Raw genomic sequence first — 17,866 nt, 5'->3', positions numbered from 1 at the left:
GGGAGAGAGAGGCCATGAACCCGGACACCGACGTGAACACCTCGTCGCCTCCCGCGGCAGACGGGATGGTGATGGGCAAGGACGGGATCGCCGCGCTGGTGGACGTCCTGGCCGGGCGCGGTTTCACCGTGGTCGGCCCCACCGTGCGCGAGGGCGCCATCGTGCTGGCGGAGCTGGAGTCGGCCGACCAGTTGCCCTACGGGCAGGGTGTGGAGCTGGAGGCCGGGCAGTACCGCCTGCGGGAGCGGCCGGACGGTGCGGCCTTCGCGAACGCGGCGGGCCCCCAGTCGTGGAAGACCTTCCTGCACCCGGCGCGGGTACGGCAGTGGAGTGCCGACCGGGTGGGGGACGAGACGGTGTTCTCGGCCGACGAGACCCCGCCTCCCCGGTACGCGTTCCTCGGGGTGCGCTCCTGTGATCTGCGCGCCGTCGCCATCCAGGACCGGGTCCTCAACGGCGGCCCGCACCTCGATCCCGTCTACCAGGGGCGGCGCTCGGGAGCCTTCCTGGTGGCCGTGGAGTGCACGGAGCCCGGCGGCACGTGCTTCTGCGTCTCGATGGGCACAGGACCTGCGGCCGGCCCCGGTTACGACCTGGTGATGACCGAGGTGGTCGATGACGACGGCCACCGCTTCTGGATCCGCAGCGGCAGCCCGGAAGGCGCGGAGATCCTCGCCGAACTGCCCGTCCGCCCCGCCGACCCCGCCACCCGCGAGGCCGCTCGCGCCGGCGTCACCGCCGCCGCGGACCGCATGGGACGCACCATGCCTGAAGCCGACCTGCGGGAACTGATGGCCGGAACGCTCGACGCACCCCGCTGGGACGACGTCGCCGGGCGCTGCCTGACCTGCGGCAACTGCACCATGGTCTGCCCCACCTGCTTCTGCACCACCACCGAGGACGTCACCGACCTCACCGGTGACCACGCGGAACGGTGGAGGCTGTGGGACTCCTGCTTCGACCTGGACTTCTCCCACCTGCACGGCGGACCGGTCCGCACCACCACACGCAGCCGTTACCGGCAGTGGATGACCCACAAACTGGGCACCTGGCACGACCAGTTCGGCTCCTCCGGCTGCGTGGGCTGCGGACGCTGCATCGTCTGGTGCCCGGTCGCCATCGACATCACCGAGGAGGCCGCCGCCCTGCACGACTGGGCGCAGTCCCGGGCCTCGCAGGAGACCCCGTGACCGGCCCGCTGTCGCCTCTGGACTTCCTGACGGCCGCCCATCGCGAGCGGCTGCTGGCCATCGGGTCGAAGGTCACGTACCCGGCCGGGACGCGGCTGTTCGACGAGGGCGGGAAGGCCGACCGTTTCTGGCTGCTGCGCTCCGGCGAGGTCGACCTCGACGTGTACGTGCCCGGCCGGCTTCCGGCGCCCGTGGTGGAGACGATCGGCCCCGGGCAACTGCTGGGCTGGTCCTGGATCGCCCCACCGCACCGCTGGCACCTGGGGGCGCGGACGGTCGGCGCGGTCGAGGCCACGGAGTTCCCCGCCGCCGACGTTCTCAGGCTGTGCGCGGCCGATCCCGAACTCGGGTACGCCCTGATGCGCCGCTTCACGGAGGTCGTCGCCGAACGCCTGCAAGCCACCCGCATCAGGCTGCTGGACCTGTACGCGCCGCACGGAAGTGGCCCGGCATGAGCGTCGTGACGCCTCCGCTGCCGTACCGGGTCGCCGCCGCCCGGCAGGAAACCGCCGACACCCGCACGGTGGAACTGGTGCCGGCCGGGCGGGAGCTTGCGCCGTTCTCGCCGGGCCAGTTCGCCATGATCTACGCGTTCGGCGTCGGCGAGGTGCCCATCTCGGTCAGCGCCCTGCGCGGACCCCACGGCGGGCTGGTGCACACCGTACGCGCGGTGGGCGCGGCCTCGACCGCGCTGTACCGGCTGCGCCCGGGGGACACCGTCGGGCTGCGTGGACCCTACGGCACCCCGTGGGACCTGCACGCGGCGGCCGGCCACGACGTGCTCGTGATCGCGGGCGGCATCGGGCTGGCGCCGCTGCGGCCGGTGGTGCACGCGGTCCTGGACGGCCCCGCGCTCTACGGCCGGCTCGGGGTCCTGGTGGGCGCTCGTACCCCGGACGACCTGGTGTACCGGGAGGAGATCCACAGCTGGCGCGGCCCGGCCCGGGTGGGTGTGACCGTCGACCGCCCCGGCCCCGGCTGGCACGGCCCGGTGGGCGTGGTCACCGCACTCCTGGACCGGTTCGGCATCCGGCCCGACCGCACGTGCGCCCTGGTGTGCGGACCCGAGGTGATGATCCGGCACACCGCACGCGCCCTGACGGACCGTGGCGTGCCCGCGCACCGGATCCAGGTGTCCCTGGAACGCAACATGCGCTGCGCCACCGGACACTGCGGCCACTGCCAGCTCGGCCCGCTCCTGCTGTGCCGCGACGGTCCGGTCGTCCGCTACGACCACGCCGAACCTCTGCTAGCCGTACGGGAGCTGTAGATGGACCCCACCACCCGACCGGATGCCGACCCCCGGCCGACGCTCGCCGTGTGGAAGTTCGCTTCCTGCGACGGCTGCCAGCTGACGCTCCTCGACTGCGAGGACGAACTGCTCGGCCTCGCCGAGCACGTGCGCATCGAACACTTTCTGGAGATGTCCGCCGCCGAAGGTCCCGACGGGGAGCGCGCGGAGCTGAACGGCCGGGGTCCGTACGACCTCTCCCTGGTCGAGGGCTCGATCACCACGGCCGAGGACGCCGAGCGAATCCAGCACATCAGACGCATCTCCCGGCGCCTGGTGACCATCGGAGCCTGCGCCACCGCGGGCGGCATCCAGGCTCTGCGCAACTTCGGGGACGTCGAGGAGTTCCGCGCCGCGGTCTACGCCCGCCCGGACTACATCGCCACCTTGGAGACCTCGACACCGATCTCGGCGCACGTGCCGGTCGATTTCGAACTCCGGGGCTGCCCCATCGACCGGCGCCAGCTCCTCGAAGTGATCACCGCCCACCTGGCCGGTCGCACACCACGGACTCCCGGCCACAGTGTCTGCTTCGAGTGCAAGAGGCGGGGCACCACCTGCATCACGGTGGCCCACGGCATCCCCTGCCTGGGCCCGGTCACGCACGCCGGCTGCGGCGCCATCTGCCCGGCCTACGGACGCGGGTGCTACGGCTGCTTCGGGCCGGCGAGCCGCCCCAACCTGCGCTCGATGATCGCCCAGCTGCGCCACGACGGGATGAGCGAGCGCGACATCCTGCGTGTCTTCCGCACCTTCAATGCCGCGTCACCGGAGTATGCCCCCGTACCCGATCTCGCGGCCGAGGAGCAGCAGCAGCGCCCTCGGGCCTGACAGACACCACCCCGGAAAGGCCCGTATGAGCCATCGCGGATCCCGCGTCCTGCGCTTGGACGCACTGGCCCGCGTGGAGGGCGAAGGCGCCCTCCACCTGCGCGTGCACGACGGAACCCTCGCCGAGGCGCGGCTGCGCATCTACGAACCGCCACGGTTCTTCGAGGCCTTCCTGGTCGGCCGGGGACACACCGAACCACCGGACATCACCTCCCGCATCTGCGGCATCTGCCCGGTCGCCTACCAGATGAGCGCCTGCCAGGCGATCGAGAACGCCTGCGGTGTCACCGTGGACGGCCCCCTCGCGCAGCTGCGCCGCCTGCTGTACTGCGGTGAATGGATCGAGAGCCAGACCCTGCACATCCACCTGCTGCACGCCCCCGACTTCCTCGGCTGCCCCAGTGCCGTCGAACTCGCCCGGCAGGACCGCGCCGCCGTCGAGCGCGGCCTGCGGACCAAGCAGACCGGCAACGCGATCCTGGAGCAGTTGGGAGGTCGCACCATCCACCCGGTCAACGTCCGCGTCGGCGGCTTCTACCGCACGCCGGCGCCGGAGGAGCTGCGCCCGCTGGCGCAACGGCTGCGGCAGGCCCGCGAGGACGCGCTGGAGACGGTGCGCTGGGTGTCCGCCTTCGACTTCCCCGACGCGGTGTGCGACCACGACCTGCTCGCACTGCGCGATGCGGGCCGCTACGCCATCGACTCCGGGACGCCTGCGGTCATGGCCGTCGACGGCGGCGGCACCGAGCGGGGTACGGCGCCGCGCGAGTTCCCGGTCGCCGACTTCGAACAGCGCGTACAGGAAGCGCAGGTACCGCACTCCACCGCCCGGACCGCCACCCTCGACGGTCGTCGCTACCTGACCGGCTCACTGGCCCGCTTCGCCATCAACGGCCGATGGCTGTACCCCGTTGCCGCGGAGGCCGCGCGGGACGCCGGGCTCGGCGACCCGGCCGCGGGCGCGGTCTGCCGCAACCCCTTCCGCAGCATCATCGTGCGCGCCGTCGAGGTGGTGCAGGCCGTCGAGGAAGCCCTGCGGATCATCGACGCCTATGAACCACCTCCCCGGCCGGCCGTCGACGTCCCGCCGCGCAAGGCCGTCGGCACCGGCGCCACCGAGGCACCCCGCGGACTGCTCTACCACCGCTACGCCCTCGCGGAGGACGGCACGCTCACCGCGGCCCGCATCGTCGCGCCCACCGCCCAGAACCAGTCGGCCATCGAGGAAGACCTGCGCCGGGCCGTCCAGACGCGTCTGGACCGGCCGGGCCCGGCCGCCGATGACGAGGAACTCACCGCCCTGTGCGAGCGGGCCATCCGTAACCACGACCCGTGCATCTCCTGCTCCGCCCACTTCCTCGACCTGACGGTGGAGCGCACATGACAGGCCGGGTCGTGGTGATCGGTGTGGGCAATCCCTTCCGCCGTGACGACGGCGTGGGCCCGGCAGTGGTGGAGGCACTGAGGGGCCGGGTCCCGGACGGCACCGTGCTGGCGGTCAGTGACGGGGAACCCGGCCGGATGCTCGACCTGTGGCACGGTGCGGACACCGTGGTCGTGGTGGAGGCGGTCCGCACGCGGCCGTCCCGCCCCGGACGGCTGCACACCCTGTCGGCGGCGGAAGCGGCTGCGCACCCCAGGGGTTCGGCGAGCACGCACGCCCTCGGCCCGGGCGAGTGCCTGGCCCTGGCGGAAGCTCTCGACCGGCTGCCACGCGCGTTCGTGATGCACGCCGTAGAGGTGTCCGACCTGGGACTGGGCACCGGCCTGAGCGAACCGGTGCGGGCGTCCCTGCCCGCGTTGGTCGACCGTGCGGCAGCCTCCGTACGAGAGGCGTCCGCGCCCCACCCCTAGGAGGCGCCCGATCTGCTCGGGGGCAACGGCACGCTCACCCGTCGGCGCGGTCCTTGTCGCCGCCGCGGTCCTTGTCGTCGCCGCTCCGGCCCCGGGGCGCTCACAGCGGTGCTGCACTCCGGCCGCCACAGCCCGACGAGGCGACCGTCACTCTCGTGCCCGGCGGCATTCGCATGATCGCCGCCCTCTCCTCAGAATGGTGCTGTATCCAACCTGCCGCGAGCGCTCCGTGCCGCGGGGGTGGGCGGCCCGTGCACGGGAGGCACCATGCACCACCGAACGGTCGAGGAGCTCATGACCCGGGACGTCGTCGTCGCGCAGCCGCACACGCCGTTCAAGGAACTGGTCAGGCTGCTGGCGGAGAACGACGTCACCGCCGTGCCCGTGGTGGACGGCCTGGGCCGCCCCATGGGGCTGGTGTCCGAGGGCGACCTGCTGCGCAAGAGCGCCGACCAGGCAGACCCTTCGGGCCGGGTTCCGGTCCCGAACCTGGAGGCCTGGGAGCGGGCCAAGGCCGAGGGCTCCCGGGCCGAGGAACTGATGTCGGCTCCCGCGGTGTGCGCGCGCCCGGAATGGAATGTGGTGGAGGCCGCGCGCCTCATGGAGACCCAGGGTGTCAAGCGGCTGCCCGTGGTGGACGAGACGGACCGGCTCGTGGGCATCGTCAGCCGTGGCGACCTGCTGCGGATCTTCCTGCGCCGGGACGACGCCATCCGTGACGAGATCACCGAGGACGTGCTGCGGCGCACCATGGGCGTCTCTCCCTCCGAGGTGACGGTCGAGGTTCGTGAGGGGCGGGTCGACCTCGGCGGCTCCGTCGAGTTCCGGAGCCTGATTCCCGTCATCGAGCAGCTGTGCCGCCGCGTCGACGGTGTGGTCTCGGTCAGCGAGCACATGGCCTACCGGACCGACGACGCCCACCGGTTCACCACCGGGACGTGACCGCACCGACCGACGCGGACGTCCAGTGGCTGCTCGCCGCAGCACGGGGCGCTCGCGGCAGCACAGGGCGAGCGGGCCCGAGCGAGGGGCCGCCCCGGGACATGCCCAGGCAAGTGTCTCCAGCACCGTGTCGGGACTCGTGCCGACGGGTACTCGGCCGCGAACCGAGGAAGGACGGAGGACGGGACATGGCAGGCGGCGACGACTTCTACTCCAGGGACCGTCCCGACCATCCGCAGTTGCCCGAGGACCGGCCACGGGGCGGTGGCCCGGAGCATGTGCCCCGAGGCGGCCATCGGAAAGTGTTGCTTCTCTGGCTGCTGGCGGCGGCGGTGATTCTGATTCTCTTCTTCATCTTCATCTGAATGAGGGCAGGCCGCGGGAGCAACCGTGGCCGGCCCGCGTGCCAGGAGGACGCACCGCCCTCACCTCGGACGTCCGAGGGGCGCCGCGGCGGTGGCCGGACGGCGGCAGGCGGGCGGCGGAGGGGCCATGAGCGACCACGACATCACACGGACCGGGCAGCCGGCGGACCGCCCTCTGATGTGCCTGGTGACCGGCGCGACCGGATACATCGGCGGCCGGCTGGTTCCGGAGCTGCTCGATGCGGGCCATCGGGTGCGCTGCCTGGTCCGCAGCCCCCACAAGCTGCGCGATCACCCGTGGGCTGGCCGGGTGGAGATCGTCCAGGGTGACGTGACCGACGCGGAGTCGGTGGCGCGGGGGATGGACGGTGCGGACGTGGCCTACTACCTCGTGCACGCCCTCGGCACCGGGCGCGGATTCGAGGACACCGACCGTGAGGCGGCCCGCGTCTTCGGCGAGGAGGCACGCCGGGCCGGCGTCGGCCGGCTCGTCTACCTGGGCGGTCTGACCCCCGCTTCGGTACCCGAGCGGGAACTGTCGCCGCACCTGCGCTCCCGCGCAGAGGTCGGCCGTATCCTGCTCGCCTCGGGCGTGCCGACGGCCGTGCTGCGCGCCGCCGTGATCATCGGCTCCGGCTCCGCCAGCTTCGAGATGCTGCGCTACCTCACCGAGCGCCTGCCGGTGATGGTCACCCCCCGCTGGGTGCGCACCCGGATCCAGCCGATCGCCGTACGGGACGTGCTGCGCATCCTGACCGGCTGCGCACGGCTGCCCCGGGAGGTGAACCGCACCTTCGACATCGGCGGCCCGGAGGTGCTGACGTACCTCGACATGATGCGCCGCTACGCCGCCGTGGCCGGCCTGCCCCGGCGGCTCATCCTGCCCGTCCCCGTCCTCACCCCCCGTCTGTCCAGTCTCTGGGTGGGCCTGGTGACTCCGGTCCCGGCCTCGATCGCCCGCCCGCTGACGGAGTCCTTGCGGCACGAGGTGGTGTGCCGCGAGAACGACATCGAACGGTACGTACCCAGCCCGCCCGGCCACCCCGTCGGCTTCGACCGCGCCGTCACCCTCGCCCTGAAGCGCGTCCGGGATGCCCAGGTCACCACCCGATGGTCGTCGGCCTCCGTGCCCGGTGCGCCCAGCGACCCGCTGCCCACCGACCCCGACTGGGCGGGCGGCAGCCTGTACACCGACCTGCGCGAACGCCACGCCGACGTCGCGCCCGAGGTGCTGTGGGACGTCATCGAGGGCATCGGCGGGGAGAACGGCTGGTACTCCTTCCCGCTGGCCTGGGCGGTGCGCGGCTGGCTCGACCGCCTCGTCGGCGGCGTGGGCCTGCGCCGGGGCCGCCGTGACGCCCGGCGTCTGCGGGTGGGCGACTCCCTGGACTTCTGGCGGGTCGAGGAGATCGAACGCGGGCACCTGCTGCGCCTGCGCGCCGAGATGCGGCTGCCCGGCCTGGCCTGGCTGGAAATGCGCGTGGACGTCGACGGCGCGGGCACCGTCCGGTACAGGCAGCGGGCCCTGTTCCACCCGCACGGACTGCTCGGACACCTCTACTGGCGGAGCGTCTCCCCCTTCCACGCCGTCGTGTTCGGCGGCATGGCCCGCAACATCGTCCGGACCGCCGAGCGCTCGGTGCCTCCCCGGCCCGGGCACGGCGCGGGCGCATCCACCGCGCCGGACGCGACCGAAGGCGTCCGTACCGGTTCTCCGCCGGGTCGGGGCTGAGCAGCGCAGCGCCGGTACGGCTTTTCTTGGCGTGTGCAGGTGACGGCGCCTCATCTTGACGTGCTCATGATTAGCAACGCTGCCCGGCGCTCCGCGCCGTGGCGCGTACGCGTACTGGATCGGCCGTTCAAGGTCGCGTCGAGGTACGGCGACGCGCAGCGCGGCGGCGGCCCGCCGGGTGGACAGTGCCGGCAGGTCCCAGGACGTCAGCCCGACGTCGACGCCGGCGTCACTCCTGCACAGTGGGGCTGCGCCGACCGTACCGCTCCTGCGCTGCGGCGAGAACCGGTCAACTGTGCGGGCCGAGCGACGACTTGTCGAGTGCGAGGCAACCAACGCGCCCTTCTCACCCTTTTCACAGGTGACACACATGTCACGTCCGACGGCTGCCAGGGGGATCGGCAGCCATCGGACGACGCACGCGAGAAGGAACTGATGACCAGACACCACCGCCATACCCTGGGACGCGCGGCGTTCATCGCCACCGCGGCCCTCACCGTCGGTGCTGCCGGAACACTGGCGGCGCCCGCCGCTGGAGCGGCAACGCCGACGGGCACCCCGAAGCTGAGGCTCATCGCCGCGTCGGACACGGTGACCGTGGACCGCTGGGAAGGTGAGCCGGGGGTCTACCTCGACCTCGGCACGTACGTCACCGTCGACGGCGCACCGCTCGAACTGCGGGTGACGCGCAAGTCCTACAGCGACCCCGTCGTCGCTTCACAGATCATCCACTCAGGCGGCAGGACCGTGACCAAGTCCCTGCCCAAGGGCCTGGTGAAGGACTTCTCGGGGCTGCCCGGCTTCCTCAAGATCAGCATCAGCGACCCGTCGGGCCGAAAGGTGGCCGACACCTCGCAGACCTTCTGCCCGAACAACCAGGCGGGGCGGATACGGCCGGACGCTCCGGCCACCTCGAAGTACCCCAGCAGCTGCTCCGACAACCCGTTCGCGATCGGCTCCGTGTGGGGCGTCGACAAGGGCTGGGCGGCGGCCACGATACCGGGCTACGGATCGGACGACTCGGTCGACCTGAAGCCCGGCGCCTACACCGCGAAGGTCTCCGTGGCGAAGAAGTACCGGGACTTGTTCGGCATGCCGGACCAGACCCGGACCATCAAGGTCAAGGTCCGCGAGCAGGATCCCGGCGGCGCTGAGGGCCTGCGCGCAGGCGGGCCCGGCAAGGCCGAGGGGAAGAGCCTGGAGCCGGCCGCGAAGCCTCCGGCGGGCCGGGCGGGCGTTCCCGCTGACGCGCCCAAGCCGGACCTGCGTGCCCTGCCCGCGTACGGCATCACCGTCAACCATGGGGACGGGGAAGGCGCCGCCCCGGCCAAGGACTACCTCGCCTTCAGCGCGACCGTCTGGAACGGCGGCTCCTCACCGCTGGTCGTGGACGGGTTCCGCCGTCCCGGCGCCAAGACGATGGACGCCTACCAGTACTTCTTCGACGCCAAGGGCAAGCAGGTCGGATACACGCCCACCGGCACCATGGAGTGGGACCCGCGGGTGGGCCACCAGCACTGGCACTTCAGCGACTTCGCCAGCTACCGGTTGCTCGGCGCGGACAAGAAGGAGATCGTCCGCAGCGGCAAGGAAGCCTTCTGCCTCGCCAACACCGACGCCATCGACTACACGGTGAAGAACGCCAACTGGCACCCGTACAACACCGACCTCGCCACCGCCTGCGGTGAGGAGTCCTCCGTCTCCGTCCGCGAGGCTCTGGACATCGGCAACGGCGACACGTACTCCCAGGAGCGGCCCGGACAGTCCTTCGACATCTCCGGCCTGCCGAACGGCACCTACTACATCCAGGTCCTCGCCAACCCCGACCAGCGACTCATGGAAGAGAGCACGGCCAACAACGTCACCTACCGCAAGGTGATCCTCGGCGGTGAGCCGGGCGCCCGCACGGTGACCGTCCCGAAGTACGGCCGCGTCGACGCACCGTGATCCTCCGCGGGCGGGGGCTGCCCATGTCCCCGCCCGCTCGAGCGCCCTGCTCGTGCTGACGAACGCAGAAGTCAGCGGCTGAAGGGTGATCACATGCACCGACGATCACGCCCCTGACCGGCACGAGCACCCCCTCCACGACCCACGCCGGCTCCGCGGACCTGCAACGTCAGGTCGGAAACCTCACTGCCCCGCAGCGCTGTCGATGCGGCTCATTGACAGCGTTCCCGTGCCGTCGAGTTGGCGGTGGCGTGGATCATGTGGCCGAAAGGCGCGTAGACGGTGGCGCCGTCGCGGCATGTAGTGGAGATCACCACGACGCAACCCGTACCCAGGCGAGGCTTTGATGACTGACGCAGGAACAGGCGCGAGCATCGGGACACCCGCTGCCCCGGCGCCAGGTGGTGTCCCGATCCCCTTCCCGCAGGACCGCAGCTGCCCCTACCAGCCGCCCGCCGGCTACCGCCCAGCCGTTGAGGACGGCCCGCTCGCGCGGGCAGTCCTCTACAACGGCCGTACCGTGTGGATGGTCACCGGACACGCCGAAGCGCGGACCCTGCTGGCCGATGCCCGTCTGTCCTCCGACCGGACCCAGCCCGCCTTCCCGGTGTCCACGGCCCGCTTCGCCGCGCTCAATGCCCGCCGGATCACGCTCGTGGGATACGACGACCCCGAGCACGCTGCCCAGCGCCGGATGCTGATCCCCAGCTTCACCCACAAGCGCACCGCCCAGCTGCGCCCGAAGATCCAGCAGACTGTGGACCGGCTCCTGGACGCCATGGCCGACAAGGGCGGGCCGGCCGATCTGGTCAGCGCGTTCGCCCTGCCGCTGCCCTCCATGGTGATCTGCGAGCTGCTCGGCGTGCCCTACGAGGACCATGCCTTCTTCGAGGAGCAGGCCCGCAAGATACTGCGTGGTGCCACGCCTGCCGATGCCGCCGACGGCCGCGAGCAGCTTGAGCGATACTTCGGCCGGCTCATCGACCGCAAGGAGCATGACCGCGGCGACGGACTCCTCGATGAACTCATCGAGCAGCAGCTCGCCCAGGGCAGCATGGACCGGGCAGAGCTGGCCGGTTTCGCCTGGGCTCTGCTGATGGCCGGCCACGAGACCACGGCCAACATGATCTCGCTGGGGACGTACACCTTGCTCCAGCACCCGCAGCAGCTGGCCGAGCTGCGTGCCGATCTCTCTCTCGTCCCGGCTGCTGTCGAGGAGCTCTTGCGCTATCTCTCCGTCCACGACGGTGCTCTGCGCCTGGCTGTGGAGGACATCGAGATCGCGGGCCGGACCATCCGTGCCGGCGACGGCGTCATCCTCGCCACTTCCCTCATCAACCGCGACCCCACCGTCTATCCCGACCCCGACCGCCTCGACTGGCATCGGCCCACCCGCCACCATCTCTCCTTCGGCCACGGCATCCATCAGTGCCTCGGCAGCAACCTTGCCCGCGCCGAACTCGAGATCGCCTTCGAAAGCCTTCTCACCCGTTTTCCCGGCCTCCAACTCGCCGAGGATGCCGACCGCATCCCCTTCAAAGCCGGCGACACCGTCCAGGGCATGCTCAGCCTGCCTGTCACCTGGTAGGAGTTTCGTCGGCGCTCGCGAGGCGCCGTGCACCTGGTCCGGTCGGGGCTGTCGGCAGCGGTCTGTGCACGTCGCCCGGCGCTGCCACGGCAGCCTCGCCGGACGGGCGAGGATCTCCTGTGCCCCGGGATCGATGTACGGGTGGAGCACGTCAGCGCCTCCGTCGACGCCCTCATGGCGGAGGCGCTGCCCACCGGTCGGCCGGGCGGACGTCCGGACTGCCGGAAGCCGGCAAGCCGCGTGCACAGCTCGTACCACCGCCCCGTGGACGAGGCGCCGGCCAGGGCGGATCAGGAAGGCGACCAGGACGGCCGCGAGCCATGGCCGGGATCCTCGACCGCTTTCTGCTGTCCTCCGCCATCACGACTCGCTCCCTTGCGCCACCGGACGTCACCGCGACGGCCATGGTCGCCGTTCGGTTCCCGTCGCCCGCGAGGAGCTGGGGGAGAGCCTCAGCGGACGCCCGAGTCGAAGGGGATGACGACCGTGGCGTACCGCCCGCTGGTGACGGTGACGGTCACCGGTTGGGCGATCGGGGTGACGGCGCCGGTCAGGTTGACGGGGCGGATCGTATAGGTGCCTGGCGGCAGCGGGACACGGAAGTGGCCGTCGGCATTGCTGGTGGTCTCGGCGACCTTCCGCTGAGGATCACCGCTGGTGATGGTCAGCCGGGCGCTCAGGGGCCGGTCGGGGCAGGGGCTGTGCTCGCGGATCACCGGGCAGCCGCCGTCGACCATGGTGCGGCCCTCGATCCCGGAATCGGACGCGGGCGGCGCTCCAGCCCCGTGAGAGTCTCCGCAACCGGCGGCCGACAGCACGGCGGCGAGCGTCAGGAGGGCGAGGGCAGTACGAAGGGCGCTCTTCACAGGGGTTGGACGTCCTACGGCGTCGGCCGGTTCCTCCGCGGGTATGGCCCGGGGCCGGGCGGAGAGGGTTTCCCGCCCAGCCCCGGGTTGCTTGCTGCGGCTGTGGCTGATGCTAGGAGAACAGAACGTTGTGCGGCTCGGGGTAGGCACCGGTGGCGCCGCAGTTGCCGCCCTTCATCGCGTAGCCGGCGGCGACCCAGCGGGTCGGGTCGGCCTGGTAGGTGCGGACGGTGAGGTAGTCGCCCCAGCGGGGCAGGCCGGCGTAGGTGCAGGTGTTGCCGGCACCCCACAGGTAGTAGTTGGGGTTGGTGTCGATGGCGTTGGCGGGCTGCGAGTTGATGCCGCTGCCGGGGTAGTAGTGCGTGGTGCCGGTGCCGCCGCCCCAGGCGAACTCCAGGCCCACCCGGCCGAGCGAGTTGGGCGCGAGCGAGGCGAACTGGATGGCGCCCCAGCTGCCCCACAGGTCACCGGAGCCGTTGAGGTTCTTGTCGGACTCGTTGAACCACACGAACCGGGTGTAGGGGAACGGGTGGCTGCCGTCCTGTTTCGCGTTGAAGGAGAAGCCGATGAGGCCGGCGGTCCGGTAGGCGCCGAGGACGCGGGAGTCGGCGTACTGGCACCAGTTGGTCACCACACCGTCGGCGCTGGCGCAGTTCTGGCCGCTGTTGCGGGTGTAGAAGCCGTACGACGGGACCGTGCGGTCCCACCACGAGTAGCTGCCGGAGTTCTCCGCCCAGGCGAACACCCGGAAGGAACTTCCGTTGGTCTGACCCCAGTTGCTGCCCCAGTACAGAGTGTCGGTGGAGCCGGGCACCAGCTTGAAGGTGAGGTTGTCGGTGCGCGTGAGGTAGTTGTAGCTGAAGCCGCTGCACGTGCTCATCGGAGACTTCGGCAGCCGCAGCAGCCCGGAACCGCTTCCTCCGGTGCTGGGGAAGAAGTTGGTCGAGATGTTGACGTTGCTGTTGGTGATGGACATGTCGTTGAAGTCCAGCGCCGTGGTGCTCGCCAGCCCCATCCAGCTCGGGGTGATGCTCCAGTAGCACCAGCCGGTGTACGCGCCGGAGCCGGAGGCCGAGGCGTTGGCGATCACCAGGTGGTCACTGAACTGCAGCAGCCAGAACTGCCTGCCGGTCGCCGGGTCGTACTGGGTCACCTGGTCGCAGCAGAAGCCCGACCCGAAGAGGGAGTACGGGTCGAGGTAGGACCAGGTCGCGCCGTTGTCGGTGGAGCGGGTGGCGTACCAGTTGCCGGTCTGGAAGATGTTGGAGCCGTTGGCGTCGGTGCTCGGCTCCTGGGTCGACGACAGGGAGGAGGCCCCTCCCGATATCGCGGAGGTCGGGATGGCGCTGTCGCGGACCATGGTGGCGAAGGACCGCACGGAGGACGGTTCGGCGACGGCGGCACCGAGCGGGGCGTGCTTGGGTGTTTGCCCCGCCCTGCCCTTGTCCATGGTGTCTTCGTCGTACAGCCGGGCGTTGAGCTGGGCCAGCTCCTCGGCCGTGTACTGGCGCGGCTTGTCGAGGACGGCCGCCGTCACCCGAGCACCGTCGCTTGCCGCGGCCTGGGCGGCACTGCCCTGACCGTGTGTGGCAGCGGAGGCGGACGTGGACTGGATACCCGCCAGCCCGAACGACAGGACCATGAGCACAACCGCCCAGACGGACAGTCTTCGCCATCTGACCCCGGCCAGGGGCATGCGAATGGAACCGGACATGCTGTAACCCCCCTTGATGATGGGCAGATCGGACGCGCGACGGCCTCGATCGCCGCTCCCCCACACGTGCTGGGGCAGAGTGCTGCCGCCGCACGTCCGCGAACCTAGCGATCCGTGACAAGCCCACCAAGACCCTGGGTGACGGAATCAAAAGAGGTCCGAATTGCCTTCCTGTGCAGGGGAACAGGCGCATCGCCAGCCCCGCGGGCAGGCGGCTGTCACGGCCCTTGGTGCCGCGACAGCGCATAACAGCCAAACTCTCACCACAGCGTGTGGCCGAGGTGCGCCCCCGGCGGACACCGGAACGCACTCGGAGCGGGCAGTGGCGAGATCAGCGCCGAACCGGCAAGGGCCTCGTTCCAGCGGACCTGTGCGGTGCGGCGACGGTCGCCGCACCATGGGGTGTGGAGCGTGCGCTGCCGCCGCTGACGGCGAGCGGACCGGCGGTGTGGAGGGCCTCGTCGAAGGCTTGCCCCGTTCGTCGGGGCCTTGCCTACGGCGAATACGCAGACCGCCTTACCGCCGACGGCGGAGGCGGACAGGTAGTCGCCGACCATACGGCCCTACGTGGAGTCGGCGAGCTGGGACAAGGACGGGCCCGGCGACGGTGGCCGGTGCGCTCCAGGTGCTGTCGCCGTCGGCCGTCGGGTGGAAGCAGGAGCAGAGGCCGGTTTTCGCCGTCGTGCCGGAGGCGGCGGGGATCGGTGCCGATGCCGGGGATGAAGCGGTCGGCGCCGGTGGTGGTGGCGTCGAGGCGCCGCAGTACGGCCCTGCGCGTGCCGTGAACCGGCTCCCCGCGGCCCAGGCCGTGCTCCGTACCCCGTCCTGACAGCCCGATGTCGTGTCAGGGCCTGAGTGGCTCCGTGAGGCGGGACAGGTGGCCGGTGAGCGTGGCGGTCACCTCCTCGTGCCTGGCCGCCAGATAGAAGTGGCCGCCCGGGAAGGTGAGGGAGTCGAACGAGGCGGTGGTGTGGTCGCGCCATGCCGCGATGTCCGGGGGTGAGACCTTGGGATCGGTACGGCCGTTCAGCGCGGTCACCGGGCAGCTGAGGGGCGGGCCCGGCACGTAGCGGTAGTTCTCCACCATGTGGTAGTCCGCGCGCAGTACGGGCAGGGCGAGCCGCATCAGGTCCTCGTCGGCGAAGACACGCGGGTCCGTTCCGCCCAGCCTCCGCATCTGCTGGAGCAGGGTGGTGTCGTCCAGCTCTGTGCCGAATTCCCGCCGGTGACGGGACGGCGCACCGCGCCCCGACACGAACAGGCAGACCGGGGTACGGCCCATGGCTTCGAATCGTCGGGCCGTCTCGAAGGCCACCATCGAGCCCAGACTGTGTCCGAAGAGCGCGAACGCGCGGTCGGTCCACGGTGCCAGCTCGGTGACGAGCGCTTCGGCGAGCGCGGTCAGGTCCTTCATCGGGGGTTCCGCCCGGCGCTCGAGGCGTCCGGGGTACTGCACGGCGAGGACGTCGATGTCCGGGGCCAGCGTCCTGGCCAGGCCGCTGTAGAAGGTCGCCGAGCCTCCCGCGTGCGGCAGGCACACCAGCCGGACGGGCGCGTCGGGCGCGGGGGCGTAGCGCCGTATCCACGGAGAACCGGGGGGAGTTGCGGGCCTGGACATGCCGCTCCTTGGGGTGCTCGTCGTACTGTGCCCCGAGTCGGGGTCCTCGTTCGTTCGACGCGGTGCCGGCTCATGGCGGGAATCGTGCTCGGGGGCGGCCTCGTCCCGGGACCGACCGTCGTGCCGGTGCAGTACGCCGCCCACCGTAGGGACGGCGGATCCGCCGCGCATCCCCCGGCCTGGTAGCGGGGCGGGACGGGCCCGGCGATCTCCTACCAGGCTGAGGGATGTTCGCTGGCAGGGGCCGTCCTAGCCTCCAGGAGGATGGAGCCGAAGGGCCGCGCCTGCGCAACTCCTTCGTGCGCCGCGACAACTCGTGAAGGCCGGCGGCGCGGGCCGCGCACCGGCGGACGAGCCGCTCCGTGAAAGGACGTGCGACCCGTGCGTGCTGACCTGATCGAAGTCCTGCCCGTCACCCTCCGCCGGAACGCCGCCCGCTTCCCGGACAAGGTCGCCTTCTCGGACGGCCAACGGGCGGTCACCTACGATCAGTTGGAGAAGCGGACGCGTCGGCTGGCCGGGCATCTGACCGGACTCGGAGTGCGGCGCGGCGACCGAGTGGCGATCTGCCTGCGCAACTGCGTGTCCATGGTGGAGAGTTACCTCGCGATCGTCCGGGCCGGCGGCGTGGGCGTACCGGTCAACCCGGCGTCCACCACCGCCGAGCTGCACTGGCTGCTGGCGGACAGCGGCGCGGCCGTCGTCGTCACCGACGCCGTGCACACGCCGGATCTTCTCGGCCTGTCCGGGCCGGCATCCCAAGCCACGCTGCTGGTGACGGGCGCGAGCCCGGCGCCGGAGGGCACCCGCTCCTTCGACGAACTGGCGGTCACCGAGCCCGCGACGCCCGCGCCGGACGATCTCGGACTGGACGACCCCGCCTGGATGTTCTACACCTCGGGGACGACCGGAAAGCCGAAGGGGGTGCTGTCCACCCAGCGCAACTGCCTCTGGTCCGTCGCCTCTTGCTACGTCCCGATTCCCGGACTCTCGCCGGAAGACCGGGTGCTCTGGCCGCTTCCGCTGTTCCACAGCCTGTCCCACATCGCGTGCGTGCTGTCGGTGACCGTGGTCGGGGCGAGCGCCCACATCATGGACGGCGCCTCCGCGGAGGATGTCCTGACGGCTCTGCGCGCCGACCGGTCGACCTTCCTGGCCGGGGTTCCCACCACCTACCACTACCTGGTCGAGGCGATCCGCCGGCAGCCGTTCTCGCTGCCCGACCTGCGGATCGGCCTCGTCGGCGGCGCGGTCGCCGACCCCGAGCTGTGCCGTGCGTTCCGCGAGAGCTTCGGTACGCCCCTGGTGGACGCCTACGGCAGCACGGAGACGTGCGGGGCGATCACCATGAACCCGCCCGACGGCATGAGGGTCGACGGTTCCTGCGGGCTGCCGGTGCCCGGGGTCGGGGTCCGCATCGTCGATCCCGACACCGGCGCGGACGTCCCCACCGGGTGCGAGGGCGAGGTGTGGGTCAGCGGACCGAACGTCATGCTCGGCTACCACGGCCGGCCGGAGGAGACCGCGGCGGCGCTGCGGGACGGCTGGTACCGCACCGGCGACCTGGCCCGGCGCGACGAGCACGGCTACTTCACCGTCTGCGGCCGGATCTCGGACCTCGTGATCAGAGGCGGCGAGAACCTCCACCCGGAGGAGGTCGAGACGGTACTGCGCACGGCCCCGGGCGTCGCCGACGCCGCTGTGACCGGAAGACCGCACGACACGCTGGGGGAAGTACCGGTCGCCTACGTCGTCCCGGCCTCCGCCGAGCTGGACGCCCCGGAGCTGGTCGAACTGTGCCGCGCGCGGCTGTCGGCCTTCAAGGTGCCCGAGGAGATCTACGAGGTCGCCGCGATCCCGCGGACAGCCTCCGGCAAGATCACGCGTCGCAGGCTCGCCGAGCAGCCAGCCGTGCTGCGGTACGCCGC

The 17,866-nt window shown here is 71.4% G+C and carries 15 protein-coding genes and 1 pseudogene; 13 read left to right on the top strand and 3 right to left on the bottom strand.

The genetic code is table 11. From position 1 onward, the window contains the following. The first annotated feature begins 14 nt into the window (after positions 1 to 14). From K7G59_RS01235 to K7G59_RS01185, 11 genes are all read left to right on the top strand, one after another. Positions 15 to 1,190 carry a 4Fe-4S dicluster domain-containing protein gene (locus K7G59_RS01235; RefSeq protein ID WP_225829879.1) on the top strand — a complete coding sequence of 392 codons (1,176 nt, stop codon included), beginning with the start codon at positions 15 to 17 and terminating at the stop codon, positions 1,188 to 1,190. Next, the gene (locus tag K7G59_RS01230; RefSeq protein WP_225829878.1) at positions 1,187 to 1,645 is read left to right on the top strand and encodes a Crp/Fnr family transcriptional regulator; all 459 of its coding nucleotides are present in this window, start codon (positions 1,187 to 1,189) and stop codon (positions 1,643 to 1,645) included. Before K7G59_RS01235 ends, K7G59_RS01230 begins: the two co-directional genes overlap by 4 nt. Beyond that, positions 1,642 to 2,460: an FAD/NAD(P)-binding protein gene (locus K7G59_RS01225; RefSeq protein ID WP_225829877.1), complete on the top strand. Its 819-nt coding sequence runs from the start codon at positions 1,642 to 1,644 to the stop codon at positions 2,458 to 2,460. The genes K7G59_RS01230 and K7G59_RS01225 overlap by 4 nt, the downstream gene beginning before the upstream one ends. Then, complete coding sequence (locus K7G59_RS01220; RefSeq protein ID WP_225829876.1) at positions 2,461 to 3,312, top strand: oxidoreductase; 852 nt, start codon at positions 2,461 to 2,463, stop codon at positions 3,310 to 3,312. A gap of 25 nt (positions 3,313 to 3,337) precedes the next feature. Beyond that, on the top strand, positions 3,338 to 4,696 hold the full coding sequence (locus K7G59_RS01215; protein ID WP_225829875.1) for a Ni/Fe hydrogenase subunit alpha: 1,359 nt from the start codon (positions 3,338 to 3,340) through the stop codon (positions 4,694 to 4,696). Next, on the top strand, positions 4,693 to 5,166 hold the full coding sequence (locus K7G59_RS01210; protein ID WP_225829874.1) for a hydrogenase maturation protease: 474 nt from the start codon (positions 4,693 to 4,695) through the stop codon (positions 5,164 to 5,166). The genes K7G59_RS01215 and K7G59_RS01210 overlap by 4 nt, the downstream gene beginning before the upstream one ends. A 267-nt stretch (positions 5,167 to 5,433) precedes the next feature. Beyond that, the gene (locus K7G59_RS01205; RefSeq protein ID WP_225829873.1) at positions 5,434 to 6,108 is read left to right on the top strand and encodes a CBS domain-containing protein; all 675 of its coding nucleotides are present in this window, start codon (positions 5,434 to 5,436) and stop codon (positions 6,106 to 6,108) included. Between the two features lie 188 nt (positions 6,109 to 6,296). Then, a complete protein-coding gene (locus K7G59_RS01200; protein ID WP_225829872.1) occupies positions 6,297 to 6,473 on the top strand; it encodes a hypothetical protein in 177 nt (58 codons plus the stop codon). A gap of 127 nt (positions 6,474 to 6,600) precedes the next feature. Next, positions 6,601 to 8,205 (top strand): SDR family oxidoreductase, encoded by a 1,605-nt coding sequence (locus tag K7G59_RS01195; RefSeq protein WP_225829871.1) that lies wholly within the window; start codon positions 6,601 to 6,603, stop codon positions 8,203 to 8,205. A gap of 435 nt (positions 8,206 to 8,640) precedes the next feature. Then, positions 8,641 to 10,152: a lysyl oxidase family protein gene (locus K7G59_RS01190; RefSeq protein WP_225829870.1), complete on the top strand. Its 1,512-nt coding sequence runs from the start codon at positions 8,641 to 8,643 to the stop codon at positions 10,150 to 10,152. Positions 10,153 to 10,498: 346 nt separating this feature from the next. Further along, a complete protein-coding gene (locus K7G59_RS01185) occupies positions 10,499 to 11,740 on the top strand; it encodes a cytochrome P450 (protein ID WP_225829869.1) in 1,242 nt (413 codons plus the stop codon). A 452-nt stretch (positions 11,741 to 12,192) separates the two neighbouring features. Here K7G59_RS01185 and K7G59_RS01180 read toward each other — a convergent pair whose 3' ends face one another. Both K7G59_RS01180 and K7G59_RS01175 read right to left on the bottom strand, forming a co-directional pair. Next, a complete protein-coding gene (locus K7G59_RS01180) occupies positions 12,193 to 12,606 on the bottom strand; it encodes a carboxypeptidase-like regulatory domain-containing protein (protein ID WP_225829868.1) in 414 nt (137 codons plus the stop codon). 112 nt (positions 12,607 to 12,718) lie between these two features. Beyond that, a complete protein-coding gene (locus K7G59_RS01175; protein WP_225829867.1) occupies positions 12,719 to 14,320 on the bottom strand; it encodes a hypothetical protein in 1,602 nt (533 codons plus the stop codon). A gap of 607 nt (positions 14,321 to 14,927) precedes the next feature. On the opposite strand from K7G59_RS01175, the gene K7G59_RS01170 reads away from it, so the two are divergent. After that, on the top strand, positions 14,928 to 15,149 hold the full coding sequence (locus tag K7G59_RS01170) for a hypothetical protein (RefSeq protein WP_225829866.1): 222 nt from the start codon (positions 14,928 to 14,930) through the stop codon (positions 15,147 to 15,149). Positions 15,150 to 15,164: 15 nt separating this feature from the next. Here the strand turns inward: K7G59_RS01170 and K7G59_RS01165 are convergent, their stop codons facing one another. After that, positions 15,165 to 15,938, bottom strand: coding sequence for a thioesterase II family protein (locus tag K7G59_RS01165; protein WP_225829865.1), 774 nt, complete (start codon positions 15,936 to 15,938; stop codon positions 15,165 to 15,167). Between the two features lie 372 nt (positions 15,939 to 16,310). Between K7G59_RS01165 and K7G59_RS34895 the strand changes: the two are divergent. Continuing rightward, a pseudogene (locus K7G59_RS34895) lies at positions 16,311 to 17,756 on the top strand (class I adenylate-forming enzyme family protein); the annotation flags it as partial. Positions 17,757 to 17,866 lie beyond the last annotated feature (110 nt).

The sequence above is a fragment of the Streptomyces sp. NK08204 genome (assembly GCF_020400585.1).
GTDB lineage: Bacteria > Actinomycetota > Actinomycetes > Streptomycetales > Streptomycetaceae > Streptomyces.
The sequence above is the reverse complement of the archived record's forward strand: the minus strand, read 5'-3'. Positions and strand labels throughout refer to the sequence as shown.

Bases quoted from the DNA above. Each gene is read 5' to 3' on its own strand.
- K7G59_RS01235 (WP_225829879.1), top strand. From the start codon at position 15: ATGAACCCGGACACCGACGTGAACACCTCGTCGCCTCCCGCGGCAGAC.
- K7G59_RS01225 (WP_225829877.1), top strand. From the start codon at position 1,642: ATGAGCGTCGTGACGCCTCCGCTGCCGTACCGGGTCGCCGCCGCCCGG.
- K7G59_RS01220 (WP_225829876.1), top strand. From the start codon at position 2,461: ATGGACCCCACCACCCGACCGGATGCCGACCCCCGGCCGACGCTCGCC.
- K7G59_RS01215 (WP_225829875.1), top strand. From the start codon at position 3,338: ATGAGCCATCGCGGATCCCGCGTCCTGCGCTTGGACGCACTGGCCCGC.
- K7G59_RS01210 (WP_225829874.1), top strand. From the start codon at position 4,693: ATGACAGGCCGGGTCGTGGTGATCGGTGTGGGCAATCCCTTCCGCCGT.
- K7G59_RS01205 (WP_225829873.1), top strand. From the start codon at position 5,434: ATGCACCACCGAACGGTCGAGGAGCTCATGACCCGGGACGTCGTCGTC.
- K7G59_RS01200 (WP_225829872.1), top strand. From the start codon at position 6,297: ATGGCAGGCGGCGACGACTTCTACTCCAGGGACCGTCCCGACCATCCG.
- K7G59_RS01195 (WP_225829871.1), top strand. From the start codon at position 6,601: ATGAGCGACCACGACATCACACGGACCGGGCAGCCGGCGGACCGCCCT.
- K7G59_RS01190 (WP_225829870.1), top strand. From the start codon at position 8,641: ATGACCAGACACCACCGCCATACCCTGGGACGCGCGGCGTTCATCGCC.
- K7G59_RS01185 (WP_225829869.1), top strand. From the start codon at position 10,499: ATGACTGACGCAGGAACAGGCGCGAGCATCGGGACACCCGCTGCCCCG.
- K7G59_RS01175 (WP_225829867.1), bottom strand. From the start codon at position 14,320: ATGTCCGGTTCCATTCGCATGCCCCTGGCCGGGGTCAGATGGCGAAGA.
- K7G59_RS01165 (WP_225829865.1), bottom strand. From the start codon at position 15,938: ATGTCCAGGCCCGCAACTCCCCCCGGTTCTCCGTGGATACGGCGCTAC.